The following is a 14,511-nucleotide window of genomic DNA, read 5'->3' as shown; positions in this document are numbered from 1 at the left end:
CGGGAGAAGAGAGACTTTCAACGGTACTACACCCATACACATCGCCGGAACGCTACTTCGGCCAATACGCTCCTGTCTCTATGAGACTATCCTTAACATTTACCATACATAGGCCCTCGCGCCACTACCGCCCGTCAGCCAAGGCCGATCTCTGCAACCCTGGGAAAGGGTGGCGACGGTGACGTCAGGCCGGGTGGAACTCGGCCATCATGGTCGGAAGCAGTTCCGAAACCGTCGGGTGAATGTGGACGCCGCGACGAACCTGTTCATACGGGCGCCTGGCATACATGACATCGATCAGCGAATGCACGACCTCGTCGCAGCCGGTTCCAAGCAGCGCCGCGCCCAGAATCTCGCCGCTGTCGGCGTCCGCGACAATCTTCATGAAACCTTGCGTTTCGCCCTTTTCGATCGCCCGGCTGACGCGGGCCATCGGCCGGGTCGAAACCACGATATTCCGGCCGCTCTTCTTCGCCTCGGTCTCAGTCAGCCCGACGCGGCCGAGCGGCGGATCGATATAGAGCGCATAGACCGGGATGCGGTCGCTGACGCGGCGCGGGTCGTTGTCGAGCAGGTTGGCGGCGACGATCTCGAAGTCGTTATAGGCGGTGTGGGTGAAGGCGCCCTTGCCGTTGCAATCGCCCATCGCCCAGATGCCGTCGACATTGGTGCGGAGCGCGTCGTCGACGATGATGTAGCCATGCGCGTCGAGCGCGATCCCGGCCTTTTCCGCGTCGAGATCATCGGTGTTGGGACGGCGGCCTGTGGCGACGAGCAGGTGCGAACCGCCGACCGCCTGCAGCCCGTTCGGGCCGTCATGGCTGAGCGCGATGCTGCCGGAACCGTTGGTCGCCCGGCTGACCGAGAGGTTGGCGGCGCCGGTGACGATGTCGATCCCCTCGGCGGTCAGGATCTCCGCCACCGCGCGCGAAATGTCCTCGTCCTCGCGGCGAATCAGGTGGGGTCCGGTTTCGAACACCGTCACCTTGGCCCCGAAGCGGCGATAGATCTGCGCGAATTCCAGCCCGATATAGCTGCCGCCGATGATCAGCAGGTGATCGGGAACGACATCGAGGTCGAGGATCGTGCTGTTGGTGAGGTGGGGCACCGAGGCGAGCCCCGGAATCTCCGGGAGAGTGGCGCGGCCGCCGACATTGATGAAGATCTTGTCGGCCGAGAGCACGTCATCGCCGACCTGCACGCGCCTGGAATCCAGGAAGCGGGCATGGCCCCGATAGACGGTGCAGTTGGCCATGCCGTCGAGCCAGGTTCCGATGCCGTCGCGCGACGCACCGGAGACGCTGTCGGCGCGCGCCTTGACCTTCTTCATGTCGATTTTGACCGGGCCGTCGAGGAGGACGCCGTAATCGGCCGCACGGCGCGCCATCTGCGCCGTCTTGGCGCTGGCGACGAGCGTCTTGGTCGGGGTGCAGCCGGTGTTGACGCAGGTGCCACCGAACAGGTTGCGTTCGATGATGGCGACTTTCATGCCGGCCTCGGTCAGCCGGCCGGCAAGCGGCGACCCGGCCTGGCCGGTGCCGATGATGATGGCATCGAAGGATGGCATGCGTGTCTCCGGTCAGCTGGATTCAGTCGGTGACGAGATCGGCATATTCGGGATGGCGCGCGATATAGGCGTGCACGAAGGGGCAGAGCGGATGCAGCTTGGCGCCGCGGGCGCGGATGTTGTCGAGCACGGCGCGCACCAGCTGCGTGCCGATGCCGCGGCCGCCGAGTTCGGCCGGCACCTCGGTGTGCACCAGTTCGATGACGTCGCCCTGCATCCGGTAGAGGATGAAGGCAACATGGCCGTCGACCTCCATCTCGAAGCGCGTCGGCGTGATCTGAAGGTCCGGCTTGTCGCTCATGCTCGTCCGCCCGGCGCAACATGCGCGAAACGAGGCTAGCAGGTCACGGCCCCCGCCAGAAGCCGCAGAATCAGACAGCTTTGCCGGCTTGGCCGGAATTTTGTGCTCCCGCCGGCCGGCACCGCAGGGTTGTGCGACCCATGCCCTTGCCCAAACAGGCATCAAGCTGCCGAAAATCCTGCCCTTGACGAAATGACAGCATTGTAGAAATGATCAGATGTCAGACCAATTTTGGGAAGCCTTCGGGCGTGGCAACGGGATGCGCGCGTGATCCAGACGAGCCGGATTGTTGATGCCGAGAGCCTTGCGCCGCAGGCGGTGCCGGCATGACGCTTTCCGTTCCCGGCCTGTCGCCGCTTCCCGCCTCCGACCGCGCCGGCACCGTCATGAAGGCGTTGGCCGACTATATCGCGCAGTCCAATCTGAAGCCGGGCGAGCGCCTGCCGACCGAGCGCGAGCTGATGCAGTCTCTGGCCGTCGGCCGCTCGACGGTGCGCGAGGTCATCCGCCAGTTCCAGGCGCTCGGCGTCGTCGAGTCGCGAAAAGGCAGCGGCACCTATCTGCTGCGCGGCATCTCCTCCGACACCATCCACATGCCGCTTTCGATCGATGCCGGCACGCTGCGCGAGGGCCTGCTGGCGACGCTCGATATCCGGCGCGGGCTGGAGGCGGAGGCCGGTGCGCTGGCGGCGCTGCGGCGGACCCAGGCCGACCTCGACATCATCGAGGAAAAGCTGGAGGCGATGGAGAAGGTCCATCTCGCCGAGGGCACCTCGGGCAAGTACGACCTCGCCTTCCATCTCTCCGTCTATGACGCCTCGCACAATCCGATGTTCGGGCAGTTGCTGGAGCAGATGCGCGAGGCCTTCGAGCGCTTCTGGACCAAGCCCTTCGACCGGCCGGACTTTGCCGGCCGCTCCTTTCCCTTCCACCGCACGCTGTTCGAGGCGATCGCGGCCCAGGACGCCGACCGCGCCCGCAGAGACACCCTGACGATCCTGGAGATCGTCGAGGAAGACATCCGGGAGATGTCGCAGGACACCGCCCAGACCATGCACAAGGTATCGAAATGAACGACTTCACCGCGGCCTTCGACCACGCGTCCCTCATCGCCGCCCATGACGACGTCAACGCCTATGACGCGGTGGTGCCGCCGATCGTGCAGACCTCGCTCTTCACCTTCTCGTCCTATGCCGAGATGGAGGAGACCTATAAGGGGCTCAAGGTTCGCCCGACCTACAGCCGCGGCTTGAACCCGACCGTGCGCATCTTCGAGGAGAAGGTCGCGGCCATGGAAGGCGCCGAGGACGGCCTCGCCTTCGGCAGCGGCATGGCGGCGATCTCGTCGACCGTGATCACCTTCGTCAAGCCCGGCGACCGCGTCGTCTGCGTGCGCCACGTCTATCCCGACGCCTACCGCCTGTTCGAAACGCTGCTCGCGCGCTACGGCGTTTCCGTCACCTATGTCGACGGCCGCGACGAGGCGGCGGTCGAGGCGGCCCTGCCGGGCGCCACGCTCTTCTACATGGAGAGCCCGACCAGCTGGACCATGGAGACGCATGACGTCCAGGCCCTGGCGGCCATGGCCAGGCGCCACGGCGTCCTGACCGCGATCGACAACAGCTGGGCCTCGCCCGTGTTCCAGCAGCCGATCAAGCTCGGCGTCGACCTCGTCCTGCATTCGGCATCCAAATATCTCGGCGGCCATAGCGACGTCGTCGCCGGCATCGTCGTCGGCTCGAAGGAACTGATCGGCAAGATCCGCTCCGGCACGCTGCCCTATCTCGGCGGCAAGCTGTCGCCCTTCGATGCCTGGCTGCTGATCCGTGGCCTGCGCACCCTGCCGATCCGCATGAAGGCGCATGAAGCGGCCGCGCTGCATGTCGCGCGCCGCCTGCTCGACCACGACGCCGTCGCCTCGGTCGAGCATCCCGGCCTCGGCAACGCGCTGCCGGCAGGCCTTTCCGGCACGTCGGGCCTGTTCTCGTTCACCTTCCGCGAAGGCGCCGTCGACATCGCCAAGTTCACCGACGCGCTCGGCCTGTTCAAGATCGGCGTCAGCTGGGGCGGGCATGAAAGCCTCGTGGTGCCGGCGCAGGTCGTCCGGGTCCAGGCCGCCGGCCCCAATTCGGCAATCGACTTCGGCGTCAGCGCCAACATGGTTCGTCTGCATGTCGGCCTCGAGGGGGCCGACGCGCTCTGGAACGATCTCGCCGCGGCCATCGAATCCGCCCGGCGAGCGTAAGCACTGCAGTTAACAAGAAGAGGGAGACCATAATGTTCAAGAAGATCGCCGCAGCCGCCGTCATGACGGCGCTGCTCGCCGGTTCGGCGCTTGCCGACACCAAGCTGAAGCTGGTCGAAGTGATCACCAGCCCGGAGCGCACCGAGACGCTCAAGGGCATCGTGAAGACCTTCGAGGCCGCCAATCCCGGCACCACGGTCGAGATCATCTCGCTGCCCTGGGGCCAGGCCTTCGAGAAGTTCGCGACCATGGTCGCCGCCGGCGAGACGCCCGACGTCATGGAGATGCCGGACACCTGGCTCTCGCTCTATGCCAATCGCGGCATGCTCGAAAACCTCGAGCCCTACATCGCCAAGTGGGATGAGGCTTCCGACCTGAACGACCGCGCGCTGGAGCTCGGCCGCTCGGTCAAGGACACCGCCTACATGCTGCCTTACGGCTTCTATCTGCGCGCAATGTTCTACAACAAGAAGCTGTTCGAACAGGCCGGCGTGACGGAAATTCCGAAGACGCTGGTCGAGTTCGAGGAAGCCGCGAAGAAGGTCTCGGCGCTGCCGGGCAAGTCGGGCTACTGCCTGCGCGGCGGCCCCGGCGGCCTGAACGGCTGGGTCATGTTCGGCGCGATCGCCAATGGCGACAACACCTTCTTCAAGGAAGACGGCACCTCGACCTTCGCCGATGCCGGCTGGATCAAGGGTCTGACCTTCGTCACCGACATGTACAAGAACGGCCTGGCCCCGAAGGACAGCGTCAACTGGGGCTTCAACGAGATCGTCGCCGGCTTCTACTCCGGCACCTGCGCGATGCTCGACCAGGACCCGGACGCGCTGATCGCCATCGCCGAGCGGATGAAGCCGGAAGACTACGGCATCATGACCATGCCGAAGGGCGATAACGGCAAGACCTTCCCGACCATCGGCTATGCCGGCTGGTCGATGTTCTCGACGAGCCAGGACAAGGAAGCGTCCTGGAAGCTGCTCGCAGCGCTTGAAGGCAAGGAAGGCAACATCGCCTGGAACAAGAAGACGGGCGCTCTCCCGGCCCGCAAGTCGGCCGAGACCGACCCCTTCTATGCCAGCGAGCAGTTCAAGGGCTGGTTCGCCGAGCTTTCGGACAAGGACGTCGTCCCGACCGTGATGCCGACCTACCTGCCCGAGTTCGCCTTCTTCAAGGACTCGCTGGTCATCAAGTCGAGCCAGCAGGCTCTGCTCGGCGAGATCACGCCGGAAGAGCTCGGCCAGCAGTGGGCCGACTACCTGACCAAGAGCCAGCAGAAGTTCCTCGCCACCAAGTAAGCTTGGCAGCGACGTTCTAGCTGCGCCCGCGCTTCGGCCCGGGCCACCGTCGGACCGGCCCTCCCCCACCGGGAGGGCCGGCACCCGGCAGAGACGGTTGCGGGAGGGGACGCCCCTCGCCGGGGCGCAACGCGCCTCCCGAAACCCAATTCCGCGACTGCGACCTCCGCCCAAGAGAGGTCCAGCAGGCTGCGAAGAGACCAAAGGGATCGACTTCCGATGACAGAGGCCGTGAGCGCCCCATATGGGCGAGATCGACGACCGTTCTTGCGGCGGCTCGCCAATGCGAGCGAGCCCTATCTCTATTCCGCCCCGGCCCTGATCCTGATCGTCACGGTGATGCTGGTGCCGCTCGCGATTGGCATCTCCTATGCCTTCCGCGACATGACGCTGCTCGACCCGTTCTCGGGCGGCTTCATCGGCCTCGACCACTTCCGCGCCATCGCCAAGGACAAGACCTTCTGGCTGGCGCTGAAGAACACCGTCTACTGGACGGGCTATTCGGTCACCCTGCAGTTCGCCTTCGGGCTGATCCTGGCGCTGCTGCTCGACAAGCCCTTTTATGGCCGCGGCCTCGCCCAGGCGCTCTGCTTCCTGCCCTGGGCCGTGCCGAGCTTCCTGTCCGGCCTGAACTGGGCCTGGATGTTCAACCCCGTCGTCGGCCCGATCCCGCATTGGCTGTACGGCCTTGGCCTGATGAGCGCGCCGGACAACATCCTGTCCAATCCGGATCTCGCCATGTGGGGCCCGATCGTCGCCAATGTCTGGTGGGGCATCCCGTTCTTCGCCATCACGCTGCTGGCCGCCCTGCAGTCGATCCCGCGCGACCTCTATGAGGCGGCCGCCATCGACGGCGCCACGCCGTTCCAGCGCTTCCGCTCGATCACCCTGCCCTTCCTGGCACCGACGATCGCCATCACCGTCATGCTGCGCACGATCTGGATCGCCAATTTCGCCGATCTGATCGTCGTGATGACCAATGGCGGCCCGGCCGACAAGACGCAGATCGTCGCCAGCTACATCTTCACCCAGGCCTTCCGCAGGCTCGATTTCGGCTACGCCTCGGCAATCGCATTGGTCCTCCTGATGCTGCTGATGATCTATTCGTTGCTGATCGTGTTCCTGCGCCAGACGCTGCTCAAGGAACGCTAGACCATGATCCGACCCAAGCGCCTTGGCATGACCCTCGCCCACCGGGCGGCCATCCTCGTCTACGTCGCCTTCGCCCTGTTCCCGCTGTACTGGCTGGTCAAGGTCTCGGTGACGCCGAACGACCTCCTCTATTCCGAGGGCGTCCGGATGTGGCCGTCGCGGGCGACGCTCGACCATTTCACCTTCGTGCTGGAGCACAGCGACTTCCCACTGTTCTTCCGCAATTCGATGATTGTGTCCGTCTCGACGGCGTTCATCGTCACCATCCTGTCCTCGATCGGCGGCTATGCGCTGTCGCGCTTTACCTTCCGCGGCAAGTTCTGGATCGTCGGGCTGATGCTGCTGACGCAGATGTTCCCGCTGGTGATGCTCATCGCGCCGATCTTCAAGATGCTGTCGCCGCTCGGCCTCACCAACAGCCTCTCAGGCCTGGTGCTGGTCTATGTCGCCTTCAACGTGCCGTTCGCGACCTTCCTGATGCAGTCCTTCTTCGACGGCATCCCGAAGGATCTCGAGGAAGCCGCGATGATCGACGGCGCCACCCGCTTCATGGCGTTCCGGCAGATCATCCTGCCGCTGACGCTGCCGGGCATGGCGGCGACGCTGGGCTTCGTCTTCACGGCGGCATGGAGCGAGCTGCTGTTCGCGCTGATGCTGATCTCCGGCGTCGACGCCAGCACCTTCCCGGTCGGGCTGCTCAGCTTCGTCTCGAAGTTCTCGGTCGATTTCGGACAGATGATGGCAGCCGGCGTGCTCGCGCTGATCCCCGCCTGTATCTTCTTCCTTCTCATCCAGCGCTACCTCGTGCAGGGCCTCACGGCCGGCGCGGTCAAGGGCTGACGGAGTTCGCAATGGCATCCATCGATATCACCGACGTCCGCAAGGCCTATGGCAGCACCAAGATCCTGCATGGCGTCGACCTGACCATCAAGGACGGCGAGTTCGTCGTGCTGGTCGGCCCGTCCGGCTGCGGCAAGTCCACCCTGCTGCGGATGATCGCCGGGCTTGAGGACATTTCCTCCGGCGAGATCCGCATCGGCGGCAAGGTCGTCAACGACCTCGACCCGAAGGACCGCGACATCGCCATGGTGTTCCAGTCCTATGCGCTCTATCCGCATATGACGGTCGCCGACAACATGAGCTACAGCCTCCGGCTCCGGAAGACGGCGAAGGAGAAGATCGCCGCCGCCATTTCGGGCGCCGCCACCAAGCTCAGCCTGACGCCGCTGATGGAGCGTCGCCCCAAGGCGCTCTCCGGCGGCCAGCGCCAGCGCGTCGCCATGGGCCGCGCCATCGTGCGCTCGCCCAAGGCGTTCCTGTTCGACGAGCCGCTCTCCAACCTCGACGCCCGCTTGCGCGAGCACATGCGCGGCGAGATCAAGAAGCTGCACCAGGACCTCGGCGCCACCTCGATCTACGTCACCCACGACCAGATCGAAGCCATGACGCTGGCCGACCGCATCGTCGCGATGAATGCCGGCCTCGTGCAGCAGGTCGGCAGCCCGCTCGATCTCTATGACCGCCCGGCCAACCTCTTCGTCGCCGGCTTCATGGGTTCGCCGGCCATGAACATGTTCGAGGGAACCTACCGGACCGCCAATGGCGGCACGGTCGAACTGGGACAAGGCGTCGTCGTGCCGCTCGCCGGTCCGGCCCCGACCGCCGACGGCACCAAGGTGACGCTCGGCATTCGTCCCGAGCATGTGCTGGTCGGCAAGATCGGTCTCGAAGGCATCCAGGCGCTGATCTCGCTGGTCGAGCCGACCGGTTTCGGCACCATCCTGCACGCCAGCGCCTTCGGCGAGGACGTCAAGGCCTTCTCGCTGGAGCGCGGCGTCGCCGTGCGCGGCGATACGGTCAGCGTCTCGTTCCCGGTCGACCGCATCCACCTGTTCGATACCGCGACCGGTACGCGCATCGGCTGAGGCAAGGATCTGCAGGGATGGAACCCGGCTCTCGCCTCTTTCCGAACCTGCGATCCGCCATTCCGCTCCCCATCATCCTGAGGTGCTTCGCGTGAGCGAAGCCTCGAAGGAGGGTCCAGCGAAGCTCCCCTGCGAGCGCCGATCCAGACGGAAGCAAGGCGCCGTCTGGATCCTCCTTCGAGGCCCGGCTGCGCCGGGCGCCTCAGGATGAGGTTCGTGCGGTTTGCAGTAGGCGACACGATGCTGGACCGGGCGTCGCGCCCGGTTCATTCTTGATTGATTGTTCGATGGAGGATCGTCCATGCCGACCGCGCCCGCCCCGTCTTCGCCGTCTCCGGACCGCCTCGCCCTGCTGGCGGAGCTGGAAAAGAAGATCCTCTGGCTGGCGGCGTGGACCATCCACAACGCCAACCACCTGCGCGACAATGCGGAGGGGATCAAGGTCGGTGGCCACCAGGCCTCCTCCGCGTCGCTCGCCACGATAATGACGGCGCTTTATCTCGACGTGCTGCGCCCGCAGGACCGCGTCGCGGTCAAGCCGCATGCGAGCCCGATCTTCCACGCCATCCAGTATCTGCTCGGCCGCCAGACGCGCGAAAAGCTGGAGAATTTCCGCGCCTACAAGGGCGCCCAGAGCTACCCGTCCCGCACCAAGGACATTGACGGCGTCGACTTCTCGACCGGCTCGGTCGGCCTCGGCGTGGCGCAGACGCTGTTTTCCTCACTGGTGCAGGATTATGTCCGCGCCAAGGGCTGGAGCGGCGAGCACCCCGAAGGGCGCATGATCGCGCTGGTCGGCGACGCCGAGATGGACGAGGGCAACATCTTCGAGGCGCTGCTCGAAGGCTGGAAGCACGGCCTGCGCAATACCTGGTGGATCGTCGACTACAACCGCCAGAGCCTCGACGCTGTCGTCCGCGAAGGACTCTGGCAGCGTTTCGAAGCGATCTTCCAGAATTTTGGCTGGGACGTCGTTGTGCTGAAATACGGCGTGCTGCTCGAAGCCGCCTTCCAGGAGCCGGGCGGCGAACGCCTGCGCGACTGGATCGATAATTGCCCGAACCAGCTCTATTCCGCCCTCTGCTTCCAGGGCGGCGCGTCCTGGCGCAAGCGGCTTCTCGACGAGATCGGCGACCAGGGACCGGTGACGAAACTGGTCGAATCGCGCTCGGACGAGGAACTCGCCCGGCTGATGACCAACCTCGCCGGCCATGATCTGCCGACGCTGCTCGACGCCTTCGCCAAGGCGGGCACGCATGACCGGCCAACCTGCTTCATCGCCTATACGATCAAGGGTTTCGGCCTGCCGCTCGCCGGTCACAAGGACAATCATGCGGGCCTGATGAACCCGACCCAGATGGACGCCTTCCGCACCGCGATGAACGTCCGCCCGGGGCATGAATGGGAGAATTTCGAGGGCCTTTCCGAAGCGCCGGAAAAGCTTCAGGCTTTCCTCGACGCCGTGCCGTTCAACAAGCGCGAGAAGGCTGCCGTCTCGCCGCATATCGACGTGCCCGCCGTGCTGCCGACCCCCGGCGTCGGCGGCAAGGAGCTCTCGACCCAGGCGGGCTTCGGCCAGATCCTGAACGAAATTTCACGCGACGACAGTGATTTTGCCAACCGCATTGTCACCACCTCACCCGACGTCACCGTCTCGACCAATCTCGGTCCCTGGGTCAACCGGCGCGGTTTGTTCGCGCTCGAAAGCATGGCCGACACCTTCAAGTCGGAGCGAATTCCCTCGACCTTCAACTGGGAATTCTCGCCCTCGGGCCAGCATCTGGAACTCGGCATCGCCGAGATGAACCTGTTCCTGATGCTCTCGGCCCTGGGGCTCAGCCACTCGATCAATGGCGAGCGGCTGCTGCCGATCGGCACGCTCTATGACCCGTTCATCTATCGCGGCGCCGACGCGCTCAATTATGCCTGCTACCAGGATGCGCGCTTCATCCTCGTCGCCACGCCGTCCGGCATCACGCTGGCCCCGGAAGGCGGCGCGCACCAGTCGATCGGCACGCCGCTGATCGGCATGGCGCAGGACGGCCTCGCCGCCTTCGAACCGGCCTTTGTCGACGAACTCGCCACCATCCTCCGCTTCGGCTTCGACTACATCCAGAGGAATGGCGACGGCGACCCCGACGAGCGCACCTGGCTGCGCGACCAGACAGGTGGCTCGATCTATCTGCGCCTGTCGACCCGGCCGCTGGAACAGCCGGTCCGCGCAATAGACGAGGAGCTGTCGCGCGCCATCGTCGACGGCGCCTACTGGCTGCGCAAGCCCGGCCCGAACGCGGAGGTCGTCATCGCCTATACCGGCGCGGTGGCGCCCGAAGCGATCGAGGCGACGGGGCTGCTCGCCGAAGACCGGCGCGACATCGGCCTGCTCGCCATCACCTCGGCCGACCGTCTCAACGCCGGCTGGACGGCGGCAGGCCGCGCCCGCGAGCGCGGCCTGGTCCATGCGCAGTCGCATGTCGAAAGGCTGTTCGCGGACCTGCCGCATCATTGCTCGCTGGTCACGGTCCTGGACGGCCACCCGGCGACCTTGGGCTGGCTCGGCTCGGTCGGCGGCCACCGCACCCGCTCGCTCGGCGTCGAGCACTTCGGCCAGACCGGCACGATCGCCGATCTCTATCGCCACCACGGCATCGACGCCCAGGCGATCGTCCGCGCCGCCCTGGCGCTCGCCCCGGAACGCCCGGTCCGCTACCTGCGCGAGGCGTCGGGACCTGGGGTTTAGGGAGGTCGAGCGCTCCTCTCCCTGAGGGAGAGGTCGACGGCGTAGCCGGCGGGTGAGGGGTTAGGGCCCCATCCGGAGAGGGCGAGGGTTTTGGACGGAGTCAGCCGATGGCTCTGGCAAAACGCCCAACCTCGCCCGTCATCCCTACGAAAGCAGGGATCCATGCGGCCGAGGCATCGGGAGGCTTGCGTGCTCAAGGCTCCAGCTGAATGGATCCCTGCTTTCGCAGGGATGACGGCGGAGTGTGTGACTGGCGATCGCCCGGGATGGCGCAGAGTTCTATTCAGGGCGCCGGCCGACTCCCTCTCCCGCTTGCGGGAGAGGGCTGGGGTGGGGGTCTTCCCTGAATCGGCCTCAGACGATCGTTTCGGTCGAGGCGCCGACGCGCTCGAGCAGGGCGACAAGGCCGGACTTCATCTGCGGCGCGCCGGCGGCGATGCGGTTGCCTTGCAGCATGCCGTCGCCGGACAGGAAATCATTGTGCCAGCCGCCGGCTTCCTGGATCAGGCAAAGGCCGGCCAGGCAATCCCATGAATTGATGTGCTGCTCGTAATAGCCGACCAGCCGGCCGCAGGCGACGTAGGCCAGCATCAACGCGCCCGAGCCGTTGCGGTAGAACATGCCGCCGGCTTCCAGCAGCGCGGTAACGAAGCGGCCGACATCTTCCGGCGGAATGCGGTGGTTGCTGCCGAAGCCGAGCAGGCCGTCCTCGATGGCGCGGGCGGGCGCCACCGCGATCGGAGCGCCGTTCAGGAAAGCGCCGAGGCCCTTGGCGCCGGCGAAGAACTCGTTGCTGACCGGCGCGTAGATAACGCCGATCTCGGCCTCGCCGCCCACCGCCACGGCGATCGACACGCACCAGTGCGACAGGCCGTTCAGGAAAGGGCTGGTGCCATCGATCGGATCGACCACCCAGAGCACGCCGGACTTGCCCTCGACCAGGCCATCCTCTTCGCCGAGCACGCCATCGTCGGGAAACGCCTCGGCGATGCGGGCGCGGATCAGCACCTCGACCTCGCGGTCGGCGATGCTGACGACGTCCTGGCCGCCATGCTTGAATTCGACGGCCAGCGTCGAGAGGCGCTCGAAATAGCCGAGCGCCAGCGCACCGGCCTCGCGCGCGATTTCCTGCGCCAGGGTGAAGCGGGCGGTGCGGTCTTCGATCGAAAGGGTCACGTGATTGTTCCGTTCAGGCGTGGTTTCGCGCAAACGGTAGCACAGCCGCATGAAGGGGTTGCAACAAGCTAGGCAGGCCCGGCCGGTTCGGCCGGGAGTTCGACCCGCGGCAGGCTGATTTCCTGCACCAGGCCGCCTTGCTCGCCATTGCGGATCAGGATGCGCCCGCCCAGGCGCTCGACGATTTCCTTGGCGATCGCAAGGCCGAGGCCGGCGCCGGGCACCGACTGGCGGCGCGCCGGATCGACCCGGAAAAACGGCTCGAAGGCGCGCTCGATCATCTCGGGCGGAATGCCCGGGCCCCGGTCGACGATGCGAATCATCGCGGTCTCGCCCTGGCGCGTGACGCTGATCGTGCCGCCGCCGCCATGGGTCGCAGCATTGATCATCAGATTGCGCAGCGCCCGCGTCAGCGCCAGCGGCGCGGCGGCCACCGCCACGGCGTCGAGCGGGCCGACCTCGATGTCATGGCCCTGCACCGCCAGTTCCGTTGCCAGCCGGCGGACGAGTTCGTCGAGCTTGACCGGATCGCGGTCGCCCTCCTCCACCTCCTCGCGCACGAGACGGATGGCGCTGTCGGCGATGCGGTCGAGTTCGTCGAGATCGTTCAGCCAGTTCTGCCGTTCGTCGTCGTCGAGGAATTCGGCCCGGAGCCGCATCCGCGTCATCGGCGTGCGCAGATCATGGCCGGCGGCCGCGACCAGGCGCATCCGGCTCTCCATGGCGCTTTTTAGCCGGGCCGAAAGGCGGTTGAGCGCGCCGGCCGTGGCGCGCGTTTCGGCAGAGCCGGTTTCCGGCAGCGCCGGCAGAACGCCGTCCGCGCCGACCGAGGCGATCGCCGCCTCGATCATCTGCAGCGGCTTGGTCAGCCGGTTGGCGATCACCAGCGCGATGACGGCCGCGCCCAGGATGATCGCCAGCATCCAGCCGATCAGCACGATCCAGCCGGCGCGCGCCGGCGGCGAATTGGAAAGCGGCACGGCGATATAGCCGAGGTCGCTGATCGGGATCGAGACCAGCGCCGGCGCATGCGGCCGCGGCTGGGTGACGATCACGTCGCGCGGATGGCCGGTATGGTCGAGCACATCGCGCAACGCCCGGGTCAGCTCTTCATGCACCGGCCCCCGCGCCGGTCTCTCGCGGATCCGGATGCCGAGATCGCGACCATGCCCGGTTCCGGGCACGACCTGGCCGTCGCGAAAATCCTCCGGATGGCGCTCGACGAGCTGGGCGATCAGGTCGATCTGGATCGCCGTCGGGCCCAGCATCCGCCCGGGGCCGGGCTCGCCGATGACGCTGACCGCGACCAGCGTGGCCAGCCCCACCACGGCGACGATGGCGCCGATGACGAGCAGGCCGATCTTGAGGCGAAGCGAATTCAAGCCGCCCCCTCCGTCTCGACCTTCACCGCCAGCTGGTAGCCGCCATTGCGTACCGTCTTGAAGATGTTGAACTTGCCGTCGTCACCCAGCTTGCGGCGCAGACGGCTCATCAGCACGTCGATCGAGCGGTCGAGCGGGTCGGCCTCGCGGCCCTGGGTGAGGTCGAGCAACTGCTCGCGCGATAGCACGCGGCCGGGACGGTCGAGGAAGACGATCAGCAGGTCGAACTCGGCGCCGGTCAGCGCTATCTCGGCGCCGTCGGGATCCACCACGGTGCGCGTCTCGGGCGCGGCGACGAAACCCGCGAAGCGGTAGCTGGCCGCAAGCGGAGCCGCCTCGACCACCTCGGCCGAGCGGCGCAGCACGGCGCGAATGCGCGCCAGCAATTCGCGCGGGTTGAAGGGCTTGCCGAGATAGTCGTCGGCGCCGATCTCCAGCCCGATGATGCGGTCGACATCTTCCTTCAGCGCCGTCAGCAGGATGATCGGGATCGGCGGGCGCCGGTCGCGCAGCTGGCGGCAGATGTCGAGGCCGGAGCCGTCCGGCAGCATCACGTCGAGCACGATCAGGTCGATATGCTGGGTGGCGAGCTTGTCCTCCAGCTCGCGCTTGTCGGCCGCCAGCGTCACGCGCAGGCCCTGCCCGTCGAGATAGCGGCCGAGAAGCCGGCGGATTTCGAGGTCGTCATCGACGACGAGGATGTGCGGCGGGTTGGACATTGCGGCGCT

13 protein-coding genes are annotated in these 14,511 nt (G+C 66.2%); 7 read left to right on the top strand and 6 right to left on the bottom strand.

Annotated elements, in window-relative coordinates; translation table 11 throughout:
* Nucleotides 1-184 precede the first annotated feature (184 nt).
* Nucleotides 185-1,567: an FAD-containing oxidoreductase gene (locus ACHMWQ_RS05310; RefSeq protein WP_396306661.1), complete on the bottom strand. Its 1,383-nt coding sequence runs from the start codon at nucleotides 1,565-1,567 to the stop codon at nucleotides 185-187.
* 22 nt (nucleotides 1,568-1,589) lie between these two features.
* A complete protein-coding gene (locus ACHMWQ_RS05305; RefSeq protein ID WP_354553472.1) occupies nucleotides 1,590-1,868 on the bottom strand; it encodes a GNAT family N-acetyltransferase in 279 nt (92 codons plus the stop codon).
* 326 nt (nucleotides 1,869-2,194) lie between these two features.
* Here ACHMWQ_RS05305 and ACHMWQ_RS05300 point away from each other — a divergent pair, with 326 nt between their 5' ends.
* Both ACHMWQ_RS05300 and ACHMWQ_RS05295 read left to right on the top strand, forming a co-directional pair.
* Nucleotides 2,195-2,941, top strand: a complete 747-nt coding sequence (locus ACHMWQ_RS05300) for a FadR/GntR family transcriptional regulator (RefSeq protein WP_396306660.1) — start codon at nucleotides 2,195-2,197, stop codon at nucleotides 2,939-2,941.
* On the top strand, nucleotides 2,938-4,113 hold the full coding sequence (locus ACHMWQ_RS05295; protein ID WP_396306659.1) for a PLP-dependent transferase: 1,176 nt from the start codon (nucleotides 2,938-2,940) through the stop codon (nucleotides 4,111-4,113). Before ACHMWQ_RS05300 ends, ACHMWQ_RS05295 begins: the two co-directional genes overlap by 4 nt.
* Here the strand turns inward: ACHMWQ_RS05295 and ACHMWQ_RS05290 are convergent.
* On the bottom strand, nucleotides 4,016-4,240 hold the full coding sequence (locus ACHMWQ_RS05290; protein WP_354553469.1) for an MMPL family transporter: 225 nt from the start codon (nucleotides 4,238-4,240) through the stop codon (nucleotides 4,016-4,018). The genes ACHMWQ_RS05295 and ACHMWQ_RS05290 overlap by 98 nt on opposite strands.
* Here ACHMWQ_RS05290 and ACHMWQ_RS05285 point away from each other — a divergent pair.
* From ACHMWQ_RS05285 to ACHMWQ_RS05265, 5 genes are all read left to right on the top strand, one after another.
* Nucleotides 4,146-5,408, top strand: coding sequence for an ABC transporter substrate-binding protein (locus ACHMWQ_RS05285; protein WP_396306658.1), 1,263 nt, complete (start codon nucleotides 4,146-4,148; stop codon nucleotides 5,406-5,408). The two genes, ACHMWQ_RS05290 and ACHMWQ_RS05285, sit on opposite strands and share 95 nt — an antisense overlap.
* Before the next feature lie 219 nt (nucleotides 5,409-5,627).
* Nucleotides 5,628-6,560: a carbohydrate ABC transporter permease gene (locus ACHMWQ_RS05280; protein ID WP_396306657.1), complete on the top strand. Its 933-nt coding sequence runs from the start codon at nucleotides 5,628-5,630 to the stop codon at nucleotides 6,558-6,560.
* A gap of 3 nt (nucleotides 6,561-6,563) precedes the next feature.
* The gene (locus ACHMWQ_RS05275) at nucleotides 6,564-7,400 is read left to right on the top strand and encodes a carbohydrate ABC transporter permease (RefSeq protein ID WP_354553466.1); all 837 of its coding nucleotides are present in this window, start codon (nucleotides 6,564-6,566) and stop codon (nucleotides 7,398-7,400) included.
* Between the two features lie 11 nt (nucleotides 7,401-7,411).
* Entirely contained in the window at nucleotides 7,412-8,485 is a 1,074-nt protein-coding gene (locus ACHMWQ_RS05270; protein ID WP_396306656.1) for an ABC transporter ATP-binding protein, read from the top strand.
* 301 nt (nucleotides 8,486-8,786) lie between these two features.
* Nucleotides 8,787-11,225 carry a transketolase-like TK C-terminal-containing protein gene (locus tag ACHMWQ_RS05265; RefSeq protein WP_396306655.1) on the top strand — a complete coding sequence of 813 codons (2,439 nt, stop codon included), beginning with the start codon at nucleotides 8,787-8,789 and terminating at the stop codon, nucleotides 11,223-11,225.
* 354 nt (nucleotides 11,226-11,579) lie between these two features.
* On the opposite strand, the gene ACHMWQ_RS05260 is transcribed toward ACHMWQ_RS05265, so the two are convergent.
* Genes ACHMWQ_RS05260 through ACHMWQ_RS05250 form a run of 3 tightly spaced genes read right to left on the bottom strand, consistent with a single transcriptional unit; the run spans nucleotide 11,580 to nucleotide 14,502 of the window.
* Nucleotides 11,580-12,452, bottom strand: coding sequence for an inositol monophosphatase family protein (locus ACHMWQ_RS05260; protein WP_396306654.1), 873 nt, complete (start codon nucleotides 12,450-12,452; stop codon nucleotides 11,580-11,582).
* Nucleotides 12,453-12,469: 17 nt separating this feature from the next.
* Nucleotides 12,470-13,783 carry an ATP-binding protein gene (locus ACHMWQ_RS05255; protein ID WP_396306653.1) on the bottom strand — a complete coding sequence of 438 codons (1,314 nt, stop codon included), beginning with the start codon at nucleotides 13,781-13,783 and terminating at the stop codon, nucleotides 12,470-12,472.
* Nucleotides 13,780-14,502 carry a response regulator gene (locus tag ACHMWQ_RS05250; protein ID WP_396306652.1) on the bottom strand — a complete coding sequence of 241 codons (723 nt, stop codon included), beginning with the start codon at nucleotides 14,500-14,502 and terminating at the stop codon, nucleotides 13,780-13,782. The genes ACHMWQ_RS05255 and ACHMWQ_RS05250 overlap by 4 nt, the downstream gene beginning before the upstream one ends.
* Nucleotides 14,503-14,511: the final 9 nt, after the last annotated feature.

The sequence above is a fragment of the Kaistia sp. UC242_56 genome, from assembly GCF_044452255.1.
GTDB lineage: Bacteria > Pseudomonadota > Alphaproteobacteria > Rhizobiales > Kaistiaceae > Kaistia > Kaistia defluvii_A.
The sequence above is the reverse complement of the archived record's forward strand: the minus strand, read 5'-3'. Positions and strand labels throughout refer to the sequence as shown.